The following is a 13,595-nucleotide window of genomic DNA, read 5'->3' on the forward strand; positions in this document are numbered from 1 at the left end:
ACTCTATTATTTAAACACCACAAATTGCTATGCAAAAAAGTAAATCCAGATCAATCGTATTCAAAATTGCGAAGTATATAGGGATAACTTTCGCTGTTATTTTAGCACTATTATTTTTAACGCCAATCGTTTTTGAGGATCAGATAAAAGAACAGATCAAAAAAACAGCCAACGAAAGACTAAGCGCAGAATTGAATTATTCTGATGTTTCAGTTTCGTTTTTTCGTCATTTTCCGTCACTGACTTTAACTTTAGACAATTTGAGTCTTAACGGTTCAGCGCCATACAAAAACGAAAAATTCATTACGGCAAAAGAGGTTTCTTTTGGAATAAATGTAGCCAGTTTAATTTTTAGTAAATCGGTAAAAATTGACCAGATTTATTTATCAGATTCGTTTATCAATGTAAAAGTTAACCCAAACGGAGAAGCCAATTACAACATTTATAAATCCCAGGCCAAAGCCACAGAAACAAAAGACAGTACAGATACCGCTTTAAAACTGGAAAGAATTGAGATTTTAAACAGTAAGATTATCTATGATGACAAATCAACAAAAGTTCATTTTGACGCTTTAGGCTTTAATTATTTAGGAAAAGGCGATTTGAATAAGGCGGTTTTCGATTTATCTTCAAAAGCAAAAATCGAAAAGTTAAATATCATTTATGAAGATGAACCGTATTTAATGAATAAAAAAATTGATGCCGATTTAATTACCAAAGTAAACATTAACTCTTTATCCTTTTTCTTCCAGCAGAACAACTTAAAAATCAATCAGCTTTTGGTCGATTTTAAAGGGAAATTTGATATTTTGAAAGATGGTTACAATATGGATTTTGTCATTAAATCTGATAACAGTGATTTGTACGATGTATTTACAGCTTTTCCGCCAAAATACATTACATGGCTTTCTAAAACAGAATTAAAAGGAAATACGACTTTGCTTTTTACCTTAAAAGGGGATTATATTACTTCGCAAAATATTGCTCCAGATTTAAATCTTGACGTAAAAATCGACAACGGATTTGTGAATTATAACAAAAGTGCATTTCCGGTTTCTAATTTAAATTTTGAAGTAAAAACAAAAGTTCCGTCTTTAAATCCGGATCTTTTAACGGTTGATGCTAAAAACTTATCCTTAAATATTAATAAGGATTATATAAAATCTAAATTCTTTGTAAAAGGTGTAAACGCGCCAGAAATTAATGCCGATTTTAAAGCTAAAATCGACCTTAGCAAACTAACAAAAGCACTTGGAATTCCAGATATTGAATTAAAAGGTTCTTTAGCCGGAGATATTCAGGCAAATGGAAAATTCGATCAAAAAAATAAACTTTTCCCTGTTACAAAAGGTGTTTTTGATTTAGAAAATGGGTATGTGAAAACAAAATACTATCCAAATCCAATTACCAATATTACTATAAAATCTAAAATCGACAATCAAAAAGGAACTTTTGACGATTTAAAAATAAAACTAAAACCTGCTCAATTTACTTTTGAAGGAAAACCTGTTTTTGTAGAAGCTGATTTAAGTGATTTTAATGATTTAGCTTACGATATTAAAGCAAAAGGAGAACTGGATGTAAACAGAATCTATAAAGTTTTCTCTCAAAAAGGATTAGATTTAGATGGTTTCGTAAAAGCTGATTTAGTTTTAAAAGGAAAACAAAGCGATGCCGAAAAAGGAAACTACAGCAAATTGTATAACAAAGGAACGCTTGAGTTAAGAAATATTGGGATTGCATCAGAATATCTGCCAAAAAAATTCATTATCAAAGAAGGGATTTTCAAAATCAATCAGGATAAAATGTCGTTTAATAATTTCACGGCAGCATACGGACAATCTGATTTTAAAATGAATGGTTATCTTCAAAATGTTTTCAATTATGCTACAACAAATACAGGAGTTTTAAAAGGTTCTTTTAATGTTTCGGCAAGATATATTAATGTTGATGAATTTATGTCGAATACATCAGCAGATGCTTCTGTAACAAAAAATGCAGCTCCAAAACCAGAAACAAAAACCGAAGCTGCACAAACTGGCGTTATTATTATTCCAACAAATCTGAATTTACAATTATTAGCCAATGCCCAAAAAGTAAATTTCGATAAGTTAAACCTTCAAAATGCAACGGGTAATTTAACCATGAACAAAGGTAAATTGACGATGCAAAATACCGGATTTGATTTAATTGGCTGTAAGGTTGCCATGAATGCGAATTATCAAGCTGTAACGCCGCAAAAAGCAAATTTTGATTATTCTATAAAAGCATCTGACTTTGACATTAAAAGAGCGTACAACGAAATTGAAGTTTTTAGAAAAATGGCAAGCGCTGCTGAAAAAGCCCAGGGAATTGTTTCGTTAGATTATCAATTAAAAGGGCGTTTAAACGGAAATATGGAACCTGTTTATCCTTCGCTTGTTGGCGGTGGAACACTTTCTGTAAAAGATGTAAAAGTACGAGGATTGAAAATGTTTAATGCTGTAAGCAAACAAACCAGTTCTGAATCGATGAAGAATCCTGATGTTTCAAAAGTAGACATCAAAAGTACGATCAAGAATAATATTATGACCGTAGAACGCTTTAAATTTAAGTTTGCGGGCTTTAGACCAAGAATTGAAGGAACAACAAGCTTAGACGGAAAATTGAATTTAAAAATGCGTTTAGGTTTACCTCCATTGGGAATATTTGGAATCCCGTTAACTGTTACCGGAACTCAGGATAATCCTAAAGTAAAAGTGGGACGTAAAACTGAGGATTTGGAGGAGACTAAGGATACTGAATAAGATAAATTTAAAATTTCAATTTTCTAAATTCCAAATTCCAATTCTCATCAGTTTAGAATAAATCTTATAGACCTTTGTCAAAGTTTAAAACTTTGACAAAGGTTTTTTTGCGATTTGTCATTGCGAGGAACGAAGCAATCTCCGCATGAAACTCTATAAAGAAATTCGACAATGTTAGTTAGACCTGACAGGTTTTAAAAACCTGTCAGGTCTTGCTTTACGTTTATCAAACTCAACAATAAAAACCAATCTTCGCCATTGCGAGGAACGAAGCAACCGCACTAACAATGACCCGCAATTGATTTAGCTCGTGAGATTGCTTCGTTCCTCGCAATGACTAAAAACAAAAAACCCGATCTTTTCAGAACGGGTTTTTTATAAAAAGTAAATCTTGTTAATTATGCCTCGAAAGGAATAATAGAAACATAAGATTTGTTATCTCTTTTCTTTTGGAACTTAACAACTCCAGCTACTCTTGCGTGTAGTGTGTGATCTTTACTAATGTAAACATTTTCACCTGGATTGTGTTTTGAACCTCTTTGTCTAACGATGATGTTCCCAGCAATAGCAGCTTGTCCACCATAAATCTTAACGCCTAAACGTTTTGATTCTGATTCTCTACCATTCTTCGAACTACCGACACCTTTCTTGTGAGCCATGACGTATGAGTTTAAATATTGTTATTATTCTTTAGTAGCTTCTTTTTTCGCTTTAGGAGCTGCTGCTTTTTTCACTTTAGGAGCTTCTACTTCTTCAGTAGCTGCTTCTTCTGCTACAACCGCTTTTTTAGCTGCTGCTTTTTTAGTTCCTCCTGCTGCAGTAATACCTTCAATTACAATTTGTGTAAGATATTGTCTGTGACCATTTCTTTTTTTGTATCCTTTTCTTCTTTTCTTTTTGAAAACGATAACTTTATCACCTTTTAAGTGTTGTAACACTTTAGCTTCTACTGAAGCACCTTCTATAGCTGGGGCGCCTAAAGTTACATTTCCATTATCATCTAATAAAAGAACTTTGTCAAAAGAAACTTTTGAACCTTCTTCATTAGCTAAACGGTGAACATAAACCTTTAAGTCTTTGCTTACTTTAAATTGTTGCCCTGCTATCTCTACGATTGCATACATACCAAATTGATTTATTGATTTTTAAGGTTGCAAATATACAACTAATAATTTACTGTGCAATCTCTTACACTAAAAATATTTTAAGTAGTTTAACCGTTGTTTTTCAAGGCTTTTTAAAAGAATTTCACCCTCAATTAGAGGTAAAAGATTGTTAAATTGTAATCAAAACAAAGATAAACCTCTAATTGATAATTAAAAAAAGTTATTTTTGATGTAACTATAATCAACTCTTGGCTACCTACATATTTTATTAGGTATTTAAATTTATTAATCTTTATGAAAAATTCGATAATGATGTTAAGTGCAGCACTAATGCTTGGCGGAGTAGCTCATGCTCAAAAGGTGGCTTTTGAAGAATACAATTTAGATAACGGCATGCATGTTATTCTGCATAACGATCCTTCGGCACCCGTGGTTATTACTTCTGTAATGTACCATGTGGGTTCAAAAGACGAACGTCCGGATCGTACAGGTTTTGCACATTTCTTCGAACATTTATTATTTGAAGGAACTCAAAATATAAAACGCGGCGAATGGATGAAAATCGTTACTGCAAACGGCGGAGTAAACAACGCCAATACTTCTGACGACAGAACGTATTATTATGAAGTTTTTCCATCTAACAATTTAGAATTAGGTTTATGGATGGAATCTGAAAGATTGATGCACCCAATTATCAATAAAATTGGAGTTGACACGCAAAATGAAGTGGTAAAAGAAGAAAAAAGAATGCGTTACGACAATCAGCCTTACGGAAATATTCTTCCGGAAGTTAAAAAGAATATGTTCAAAAACCATCCGTATCGCTGGACTACAATTGGTTCTATGAAAGATTTGGATGCGGCAACTCTTGAAGAATTTCAGGCTTTTAATAAAAAATTCTATACGCCAAATAATGCAGTTTTAGTAATTGCAGGAGATTTTGACAAAACAAAAGCTAAAGAATGGGTTCAGAAATATTTTGGACCAATTCCAAAAGGTGAAGACGTTAAAAAGCAAACTTATACCGAAGAACCAATTACGCAAACTATTAAAGCAACTTACGAAGATCCGAATATTCAGATTCCAATGGTTGTGGCTTCTTATAGAACGCCATCTATGAAAACAAGAGACGCCAGAGTTTTAGATTTGATTTCATCTTATTTAAGCGACGGAAAAAGCTCTAAATTGTACAAAAAAATTGTCGACGATAAAAAAATGGCACTTCAAATTGGTGCTGTTGGTTTTAGTCAGGAAGATTACGGAACCTATATATTATATGGATTGCCAATGGCTCCAAATACGACAGCCGATATTTTAAAAGAAATGGATGAAGAAATCGTAAAACTTCAAACCGATTTGATTTCTGAGAAAGATTACGAAAAATTACAAAACAAATTCGATAACAATTTTGTGAATGCAAATGCAAGCGTAGAAGGAATTGCAGAAAATCTGGCTTCGTATTATTTACTTTACGGAGACGTAAATTTAATTAATACCGAAATTGATATTTACCATTCTATTACAAGAGAGGAAATTAGAGAAGTAGCCAAAAAGTATCTAAACCCTAATCAGCGCTTAATTTTAGATTACATTCCTACCCCAAAATCTCAGAACTAAGAATATCGAATCATGAAAAATTTATATACATTTTTAATCATTTTATTCCTAACTGGAATTATGCAAGCACAAGATCGTCCACAACCAAAACCAGGAAACCCGCCTGTAGTTAATATTAAAAAACCTCAAACCTTTGTTTTGGCAAACGGTATGAAAGTTCTGGTTGTCGAAAACCATAAATTACCAAGAGTAAGTTTTAACCTTACGCTGGACAATGCTCCTTTTACAGAAGGAAATAAAAAAGGTGTTGATGAATTAACCAGCAGTTTAATTGGTAACGGAACTAAAAAAACTGCAAAAGAAGCTTTTAATGAAGAAATTGATTTTTATGGTGCAAACATCAATTTTACATCGCAAGGTGCTTTTGCAAGCTCATTATCTAAATATTCTGGACGTGTTTTAGAGCTTTTAGCCGAAGGTACTTTACAGCCAAATTTCACACAGACTGAATTTGATAAAGAAAAAGCAAAATTATTAGAAGGGCTTAAAGCCGATGAAAAAAGCGTTCCGGCAATTGCAAATCGTGTTGTTGACGTTTTAGCTTTTGGAAGAAATCATCCTTCTGGAGAATATCTTTCTGAAGAAACCGTAAAAAATGTGACACTTGAAGATGTTCAAAAAAATTATGCTACTTATTTTGTGCCTGAAAATGCCTATTTGGTTATCATTGGAGATGTAAAATTCAAGGAAACTAAAGCATCTGTAGAAAAACTTTTTGGTGGATGGAAAAAACAAACCGCTCCAAAAAATACCTATCCAAATCCTGAAAACGCCTCTAAACTTCAAATTGATTTTGTAGATGTTCCAAATGCGGTTCAATCAGAGATTTCGTTGGTAAATACGGTAAATTTAAGAATGAGCGATCCTGATTTTTTCCCTGCTGTAATTGCAAATCAAATTTTAGGAGGTGATTTCAACAGTTATTTAAACATGAATTTACGCGAGCAGCACGCTTGGACTTATGGCGCAAATTCAAGCATTGGAAGCGGAAAATATGTAACTAAATTCAAAGCTTCGTCTGCGGTTCGTAATGCTGTTACAGACAGCGCCGTGGTTCAGTTTATAAAAGAAATTAAAAGAGTTCGTACCGAAAGAGTTGATCCGGAAGTTTTAAGAAATGTAAAAGCAGGATATATCGGCCGTTTTGTTATGCAGGTTGAAAAACCTCAGGCTGTGGCGCGTTATGCTTTAAACATTGAAACAGAAAAACTTCCGGCTGATTTCTACGAAAAATATATTCAGACGATTACAAACGTAACCGCTGATGATATTTATCGTGTGGCAAACAAATACTTTTTACTTGACAACATGCGAATTGTTGTTGTTGGAAAAGGTTCTGATGTGATTGCTGGTTTAGAAAAACTTCAAATTCCGATTTATTATTTTGATAAATACGGAAATCCAATTGAAAAACCAGCTGTTAAAAAAGAAGCTCCAGCAGGAATTACAGCAAAAACGGTTTTCGAAAATTACATCAAAGCCATTGGCGGAGAAAAAGCCGTAACGGCCGTAAAAACACTTTATATGGACGGAACAACAAAAGTTCCGCAAGCTCCGGCTCCGTTGACTTTTACTTCAAAATTGGATTCTAAAGGAAAAATGATGATTTCTCTTTCTATGGGAACTATGAATTTGATGAAACAGGTTGTAAATGATAAAGGTGCTTATATCGAACAGCAAGGAAAACGTAAAAACCTTGAAGGCGAAGATCTTAAAGAAATGAAAGCAAACGCCGCTCCTTTTGAAGAATTACAATTGGTAAAAAGAACAGATCTTAAAGTTGACAGCATTGAACCAATTAACGGAAGTGATGCTTATGCAATTAAAGATGGCAACACAACTCATTATTATGATGTGAAATCTGGATTGAAAGTTGCAAAATCAAAACTACGTGAACAAGACGGAAAATCGGTTTCTCAAATAACAAACTTCAACGATTACAGAGAAGTAAAAGGTGTAAAAGTTCCTTTTAATTTGGTTCAAAATGTAGGTTTTGAATTAGATATCAAAATGACAGATATCAAGATTAATGAAGGAGTTTCGGATGCAGATTTTTTGTAGAAAGGTTCTGAGGTTCTGAGATACTAAGGTGCTAAGATTTTTTCTCATAGGCTTTGTCAAAGTTTAAAACTTTGACAAAGCTTTTTTCATTTAAATAACCCCAAAGTTTGTCATTTCTACCGAAGGGAGAAATCTCACGCGGGATTCGACAAAGATTGACGACATTCTATGCGGAGTTTCTAGTGCGATTTCTCCCTTCGGTCGAAATGACAAAACAAAGTCGACGCTCATTGCGCCCTTCGACTTCGCTCAGGGTGACATGTGAATAATCTATTAGACATTGACATTTCTTTGTCAGGCTGAGCGAAGTTGAAGCCCAGTTCCAATTGGCACACCCTTCTCCCGAAGCCTCGGGATCGCTCACGGTGACAAGACTTTGTGCAAAACAAGAAAGGCTGTCAATTACGACAACCTTTCTTGTTTTTGATCATTCAACATCCAGATAAGGGTTCAGAATTTCGGCTAATTCATTCAGCCAATAAAAACCTTCTTCAAGATTCATTTTCTCGGTTTCCATTGTTTCACAATCCCGCATTATACTTAAAGCAAGTATATAATTTACTTTTCGAATGGTTTTTGCCATAAGTTTAGGATCGATTGAATTGTTGAAAAAATCATTTAATCTCAATTCTGTTTCTTTTGAAAGGGCGTTTGTGTTCATAATTTTGACGATTAGGAAGTAAAAACCCGCATAGCTAAGGTGTCCTACGCCGTCAAAAGCGTTACGGTTGTTTCCAATACCGCCACCATACCACACGGGCAAAATTTCTTTGAGTTTCATATATTTGACATTTATAGGAACTTCAAATATATTAAAAAATAAAAGAAAATTACTACAAATTATATATTTGCTCAAAGTTTGTCATTTCGACCGAAGGGAGAAATCGCACACGGGATTCGACAAAGATTGACGACATTCTTTACGGAGCTTCTAGTGCGATTTCTCCTTTCGGTCGAAATGACAAAACTTCGTCTAAAAAACTTTGACAAAGCTTTTTTCGTTTCGTTATCTCCGGCTAAACGAAGTCGACGTTCTTTGTGCGCCCTTCGACTTCGCTCAGGGTGACATATAAATAAAATTTTACTTCGTTCTGCTTTGTCAGGCTGAGCGAAGTCGAAGCCCCGTTCCAATTGGAGCGCCCTTCGACTTCGCTCAGGATGACAAACTAAATCTTGATTATTTCTTGGCCGATAAATAAACGCCAATCAAAATAATAAAAGCACCAAAAAACTGAATTGGCGTAAGCATTTCGTTATCTAATAATCCCCAGAAAAAAGCAACAATTGGAATTAAATAAGTCACAGAAGTTGCAAAAACCGGAGACGAAATCTGAATTAATTTAAAAAACAAAACATTGGCAATTCCGGTTCCTAAGATTCCTAAAATCATGACGAAGAAAACTGAATGCTGTGTTGCTTCAAGATTTACTCTTTGAGGAAAATCTGTCGTACTTAAAATAAGTAACGCCGGAATAAGCAAAACGGCAAAGTTTCCTGTTGTGATGCTCAACGAATTTAAATCTGATAAATATTTTTTAATTAAATTGACATTTATCGCATAACAAAGCGTTGCGATAACTACCAAAACTACATAATAATAATTTTGTCCAGGATGTGCCGACGCGCCGCTTAAAACGAGTAACAAACATCCGATTAAACCAACAAAAACACCTAAAACCTGTCGTTTTTGAAATTGGATTCCGAAAATTAATATTCCTAAAACTAAAGTATTTAAAGGTGTAAGCGAATTTAAAATGGCTACAATTGAGCTGTCAACTTCGGTTTCGGCAATCGCAAAAAGAAAAGCTGGTGTAAAAGTTCCAAAAACCGAAGTTATGGCGACAAATTTCCATTGGCGGCGAGAGATCTTTTTTAAACTTTTAAAACCAACAATCAATAAAAAAAGAGCTGCAAAAATAATTCGGAAAGATCCAACCTGAATCGCGGTTAAACCTACTAATCCTCTTTTGATTAAAATAAAAGAACTTCCCCAAATTAAGGACAATACTAACAAGTAAGCCCACTTTAACTGTTTTGCATCCATAAAAAGTATTTTACTGCAAATTTGTACTATTTTTACGAATTAGCCTCTTCCTTTTTATTAATTTTGCAAAGAAAATTATTAGTAAATTAAATTCTCATAATATGAAATTCACAAAAATCATAGCTTCATTAGCAATTGCTGGTGTAGTATTCGTAAGCTGTAAAAAAGAAGAAGATAAAAGTTTAGCAGTAATAAATGCTGAAAAAACTACTCCAAAAGAGCATAAACCAATTGCTGCCGAAAACGTACAAACGGCAAGTTTTAATATTGAAGGTATGACTTGTGCGGTTGGATGCGCCAAAACTATCGAAACCGAATTATCTAATTTAGAAGGTGTAGAAAAAGCAACTGTTGATTTTGATAAAAAATTAGCGACTGTTACATTTGATAAAACGGTTCAAAATTCTGAATCATTGACTAAAGTTGTTCAGGAAACCGGAGACGGAAAAACATATAAAGTTTCAAACTTTAAATCTTAAGTTTAAAGTTTCTCCATAAAAAAGGCGTTCAATTGAACGCCTTTTTTATTATTTCTTTATTTCCATTTTAATGTTTCCATCAAACGCTGCATATCATTTTTGATATAACTTGCGGCTGGCATTACAGAATCAAAATTTGGTTTTGCATAAAAATAAACCGATCCAGTTATAAAATGTTTTGTACTGTCTGTAACGTAAAATTGAGAGTTTGTAGCCGCGTTTCCATCCACTTGATAAAACATTCCGTACACTTTCTTTTCGGCGTTTAAATACGGTTGTTCTAAAATATCATCGGCTTTAATAACGTGTTCGTAAGTCAATTTTTGGGCATCTTTTAAAAGCTTTTCAATATCGCCGTGAACAGGTTTATAAGTCAAATAAATTGTCGCTTTCATCTTTGGATAGGTGATTGCAAATCCGCAGTCTTTTTCACCTTTAATAATGGCATCTTCATTCATCTGGAAAGCAAATGGGCAATTATTTTCAAAATTGACATATTTGGCTTCTGGATAATCTAATCTAAGGAAACTTGCAGGTTTAGGCAAAACATCATCTTTACAGCTTACAACTGTTAATGTGAGCAAAATTACCGCTACCGAAATTATTCTTTTAAACATTTATTCTATTGTTACTTTTATTTGTTTAACTCGCTTTTTATCAACGGTTTCTATTGTGAAAACACAGTTTTCAAAAGCTATTTTTTGATCTTTTTTAGGGAAATTCCCCAGGATTTCTAAAATAAATCCGGCAAGCGTTTCGGCTTCGCCTTTATGAGATTCAAATAGATCTTCGTCGACATCGACAATTCTATAGAAATCCTTAAGATTTATTTTTCCTTCAAAAAGAAAATTCTTTTCATCTATTTGAGAGAAATTTAAATTTTCATCATCAAATTCATCGCTTATATCCCCTACTATTTCTTCAATTATATCTTCTAAAGAAACCAATCCGGAAGTTCCGCCATATTCGTCAACCACAATTGCGAGGTGACTTTTAAGACTTTGAAAATCCTTTAATAAGTTATCCAGTTTTTTATTCTCAGGAACAAAAAATGCTTCTCTTATTAAACTTGCCCAGTTAAAATTCTCTTTATCAATATGCGGCAATAAATCCTTAACAAACAAAACGCCTTCTATCTGGTCAATATTATCTCGATAAACCGGAATTCTCGAAAATCCTTTCTCAATTATTTTTGGGCATATGGCCGAAAATGATTCTGTAATTTCTAAAGCAAATATATCAATCCTCGGACTCATAACCTGCTTTGTATCTGTATTTCCAAAAGAAACAATTCCTTCTAATATTTTTTGCTCTTCTGTTGATGTTCCTTCAGAATCTGTTAATTCTAAAGCCTGAGAAAGTTGATTTATAGAAAAGCTGTTTTTTTGTTTTCCTAATTTATTATGCAAATATAAAGTAAGGCTGCGCATAGGCAAGCTTATTGGCGACAGTAATTTATCTAAAATAGAAATGGAATAAGCGAAACGTTTGGCAAATTTTATATTGTTTCGGCTTGCGTAAACTTTTGGCAAAACTTCTGCAAATAACAAAATTAGGAAAGTAACGAGAATTACTTCTAAAATAAATTTTAAAACAGGCGATTCAACTCCTCCAAAAATGTTTCTGCCAATGAAAGAGAACAAGATAACGACTCCAATATTTAAAAAGTTATTGGCTACTAATAAGGTCGCTAAAAGTTTTTTGGGTTTATCTAAAAGATCAGAAATAATTTTTCCTTTCGAAAGGTTTTCCTGAAGTGTGTCGTCAATATCTTTTTGGGACAAAGAAAAAAGTGCAACTTCGGCACCTGAAACAATTGCTGAAAGAAACAGCAAAATAAATATTCCGACAAAACCAATGATTAAATTGGTGTCTAAAGTTGTTGTAAATAATAAACTGGGCTCCGGGTCCAAATTACATAAGATTAGTTAAACAATCAAAAAGGCAGATCATTAATTGGCAAGCCTTCGTTTGGCGCATCAAAGTTAGTGTTTTTTGCTGGTTCCTGATCGTGGCTTGGCTTATGATTTCCAGTTTCTTTTTTGGTAGTCAGAAAAGTAAATTCTGTAACCTGAATTTCTGTTGTATATTTAGTCGTACCATCTTCAGCCTGCCATTGCCTAGATTTAATACGGCCTTCAACATATATTTTATCCCCTTTAGATAGGTATTTTTCGCAAATTTCGGCAGCTTTATTACGCACAACCAAATTATGCCACTCTGTAGATGTTATTTTTTCATTGGTCGTTTTGTTAATATAAACTTCATTAGTAGCAAGCTGAAAGCGTCCAATACAGTTCCCTCCATCAAAATAATGCATTTTTACATCATCGCCTAAATGACCAATAAGCATAACCTTATTTAATGTTCCATTCATAATTAATAGTGGTATTTCTACCAAAGATACATTTTTTTAGCAATTTATTTCCTGCTTTTCTATAAAATTATATATCACAATTGGAAAAGGAAAACTTTTTAAAGTTTTCAAATCAATTCCGTTTTCGAGCACTTCATTAATTTTTATTTTCCAGAATTGAATATGAAGATGCTGGTGCGAAAGCTTATGAATTACGGTGGCTTCAGCGCATTCTTCTATACCTAATATAGTATAGGAAGAAAACATATCATTTTGTGCAATTTCTGAGATAGTACTAAAATCTGCAATTTCGCTGCTCTCAAAAAGAGGAAACTCATATAAGTTATGCCAAATTCCTTTTGCAGTTCTTTTTTGAATAATAGTGTTTCCTAAAACATCTTCTAAAACCATATAATTAAAGAAACGGTTTGTCACTTTTACTTTTTTGGATTTTACAGGCAGAGAATCGACTTTCTTTTTCTGTAACGCCAAACAGCTATCGTTAAAAACACAAACAGAACAATTCGGACTTTTAGGAACGCATTGCAGCGCACCAAACTCCATTATTGCCTGATTGAAGATTGCAGGGTTATCTTTTGGCATTAATTCATAAGCCAGTTTTGTAAATTCTTTTTTTGTTGCGGGAAGCGCAATATCTGATTCTATATCAAAATAACGGGAAAGTACACGAAATACATTTCCGTCTACAACCGGAACGGCTTCATTATAGGAGAAAGATGCAATTGCGGCGGCAGTATATTCACCAACGCCTTTTAAATTTAAAAGTTCTTTATAAGAAGGAGGAAAACTTCCGTTTAGATCCTCTGCGACGTATTTTGCTGTTTTATGAAGATTTCTTGCGCGCGAATAATATCCGAGTCCCTGCCAAAGTTTTAAAACTTGTTCTTCTGATGCATTTGCAAGATCAAAAATTGTAGGAAATTCCGCTGTAAATGCAAAAAAGTAAGGCATTCCTTGCGCGACTCTTGTTTGCTGCAGCATAATTTCTGAGAGCCAAATTTGGTACGGATCGGCCGTTTTTCGCCATGGAAGATCACGTTTGTTTTGTAAATACCATTTTATCAGCGTGTTATGAAAATTCATAGTCAAATCCTTAAAATGCAAAAGTAAATGTTTATGTAATTA

The 13,595-nt window shown here is 33.6% G+C and carries 12 protein-coding genes; 4 read left to right on the top strand and 8 right to left on the bottom strand.

The window, feature by feature from the left end:
* The first annotated feature begins 29 nt into the window (after nucleotides 1-29).
* Nucleotides 30-2,786, top strand: a complete 2,757-nt coding sequence (locus tag B3C18_RS13295) for an AsmA-like C-terminal region-containing protein (RefSeq protein ID WP_291147536.1) — start codon at nucleotides 30-32, stop codon at nucleotides 2,784-2,786.
* 398 nt (nucleotides 2,787-3,184) lie between these two features.
* Here B3C18_RS13295 and rpmA read toward each other — a convergent pair whose 3' ends face one another.
* The gene (gene rpmA, locus B3C18_RS13300; protein ID WP_012023622.1) at nucleotides 3,185-3,445 is read right to left on the bottom strand and encodes a 50S ribosomal protein L27; all 261 of its coding nucleotides are present in this window, start codon (nucleotides 3,443-3,445) and stop codon (nucleotides 3,185-3,187) included.
* A gap of 24 nt (nucleotides 3,446-3,469) precedes the next feature.
* Nucleotides 3,470-3,910: a 50S ribosomal protein L21 gene (gene rplU / locus B3C18_RS13305; RefSeq protein ID WP_053472561.1), complete on the bottom strand. Its 441-nt coding sequence runs from the start codon at nucleotides 3,908-3,910 to the stop codon at nucleotides 3,470-3,472.
* Between the two features lie 276 nt (nucleotides 3,911-4,186).
* On the opposite strand from rplU, the gene B3C18_RS13310 reads away from it, so the two are divergent.
* Entirely contained in the window at nucleotides 4,187-5,509 is a 1,323-nt protein-coding gene (locus B3C18_RS13310) for a M16 family metallopeptidase (RefSeq protein WP_232676269.1), read from the top strand.
* Between the two features lie 12 nt (nucleotides 5,510-5,521).
* Nucleotides 5,522-7,570, top strand: coding sequence for a M16 family metallopeptidase (locus B3C18_RS13315; protein ID WP_291147540.1), 2,049 nt, complete (start codon nucleotides 5,522-5,524; stop codon nucleotides 7,568-7,570).
* A gap of 427 nt (nucleotides 7,571-7,997) precedes the next feature.
* On the opposite strand, the gene B3C18_RS13320 is transcribed toward B3C18_RS13315, so the two are convergent.
* Nucleotides 7,998-8,231, bottom strand: coding sequence for a hypothetical protein (locus B3C18_RS13320; RefSeq protein ID WP_291147561.1), 234 nt, complete (start codon nucleotides 8,229-8,231; stop codon nucleotides 7,998-8,000).
* Nucleotides 8,232-8,747: 516 nt separating this feature from the next.
* Nucleotides 8,748-9,614: a DMT family transporter gene (locus tag B3C18_RS13325; RefSeq protein WP_291147542.1), complete on the bottom strand. Its 867-nt coding sequence runs from the start codon at nucleotides 9,612-9,614 to the stop codon at nucleotides 8,748-8,750.
* Between the two features lie 101 nt (nucleotides 9,615-9,715).
* On the opposite strand from B3C18_RS13325, the gene B3C18_RS13330 reads away from it, so the two are divergent.
* Nucleotides 9,716-10,093 carry a heavy-metal-associated domain-containing protein gene (locus tag B3C18_RS13330; RefSeq protein WP_291147544.1) on the top strand — a complete coding sequence of 126 codons (378 nt, stop codon included), beginning with the start codon at nucleotides 9,716-9,718 and terminating at the stop codon, nucleotides 10,091-10,093.
* Between the two features lie 56 nt (nucleotides 10,094-10,149).
* On the opposite strand, the gene gldD is transcribed toward B3C18_RS13330, so the two are convergent.
* The 4 genes from gldD to mutY are packed head-to-tail and all read right to left on the bottom strand — an operon-like array spanning nucleotide 10,150 to nucleotide 13,553.
* Nucleotides 10,150-10,710, bottom strand: coding sequence for a gliding motility lipoprotein GldD (gldD, locus tag B3C18_RS13335; RefSeq protein ID WP_291147546.1), 561 nt, complete (start codon nucleotides 10,708-10,710; stop codon nucleotides 10,150-10,152).
* Nucleotides 10,711-12,006, bottom strand: a complete 1,296-nt coding sequence (locus B3C18_RS13340; RefSeq protein ID WP_291147548.1) for a gliding motility-associated protein GldE — start codon at nucleotides 12,004-12,006, stop codon at nucleotides 10,711-10,713.
* A gap of 23 nt (nucleotides 12,007-12,029) precedes the next feature.
* Nucleotides 12,030-12,470: a single-stranded DNA-binding protein gene (locus tag B3C18_RS13345; protein WP_073483265.1), complete on the bottom strand. Its 441-nt coding sequence runs from the start codon at nucleotides 12,468-12,470 to the stop codon at nucleotides 12,030-12,032.
* 36 nt (nucleotides 12,471-12,506) lie between these two features.
* Nucleotides 12,507-13,553, bottom strand: a complete 1,047-nt coding sequence (gene mutY / locus B3C18_RS13350) for an A/G-specific adenine glycosylase (RefSeq protein ID WP_291147551.1) — start codon at nucleotides 13,551-13,553, stop codon at nucleotides 12,507-12,509.
* Nucleotides 13,554-13,595: the final 42 nt, after the last annotated feature.

Origin of the sequence: Flavobacterium sp. UBA7680, assembly GCF_002482975.1 — a bacterium.
In the GTDB taxonomy this organism is placed as follows: Bacteria; Bacteroidota; Bacteroidia; order Flavobacteriales; family Flavobacteriaceae; genus Flavobacterium.

What these genes read in the sequence shown, in the direction of transcription:
- B3C18_RS13295 (WP_291147536.1), top strand. Translation starts at nt 30, where the DNA reads ATGCAAAAAAGTAAATCCAGATCAATCGTATTCAAAATTGCGAAGTAT.
- rpmA (WP_012023622.1), bottom strand. Translation starts at nt 3,445, where the DNA reads ATGGCTCACAAGAAAGGTGTCGGTAGTTCGAAGAATGGTAGAGAATCA.
- rplU (WP_053472561.1), bottom strand. Translation starts at nt 3,910, where the DNA reads ATGTATGCAATCGTAGAGATAGCAGGGCAACAATTTAAAGTAAGCAAA.
- B3C18_RS13310 (WP_232676269.1), top strand. Translation starts at nt 4,187, where the DNA reads ATGAAAAATTCGATAATGATGTTAAGTGCAGCACTAATGCTTGGCGGA.
- B3C18_RS13315 (WP_291147540.1), top strand. Translation starts at nt 5,522, where the DNA reads ATGAAAAATTTATATACATTTTTAATCATTTTATTCCTAACTGGAATT.
- B3C18_RS13320 (WP_291147561.1), bottom strand. Translation starts at nt 8,231, where the DNA reads ATGAACACAAACGCCCTTTCAAAAGAAACAGAATTGAGATTAAATGAT.
- B3C18_RS13325 (WP_291147542.1), bottom strand. Translation starts at nt 9,614, where the DNA reads ATGGATGCAAAACAGTTAAAGTGGGCTTACTTGTTAGTATTGTCCTTA.
- B3C18_RS13330 (WP_291147544.1), top strand. Translation starts at nt 9,716, where the DNA reads ATGAAATTCACAAAAATCATAGCTTCATTAGCAATTGCTGGTGTAGTA.
- gldD (WP_291147546.1), bottom strand. Translation starts at nt 10,710, where the DNA reads ATGTTTAAAAGAATAATTTCGGTAGCGGTAATTTTGCTCACATTAACA.
- B3C18_RS13345 (WP_073483265.1), bottom strand. Translation starts at nt 12,470, where the DNA reads ATGAATGGAACATTAAATAAGGTTATGCTTATTGGTCATTTAGGCGAT.
- mutY (WP_291147551.1), bottom strand. Translation starts at nt 13,553, where the DNA reads ATGAATTTTCATAACACGCTGATAAAATGGTATTTACAAAACAAACGT.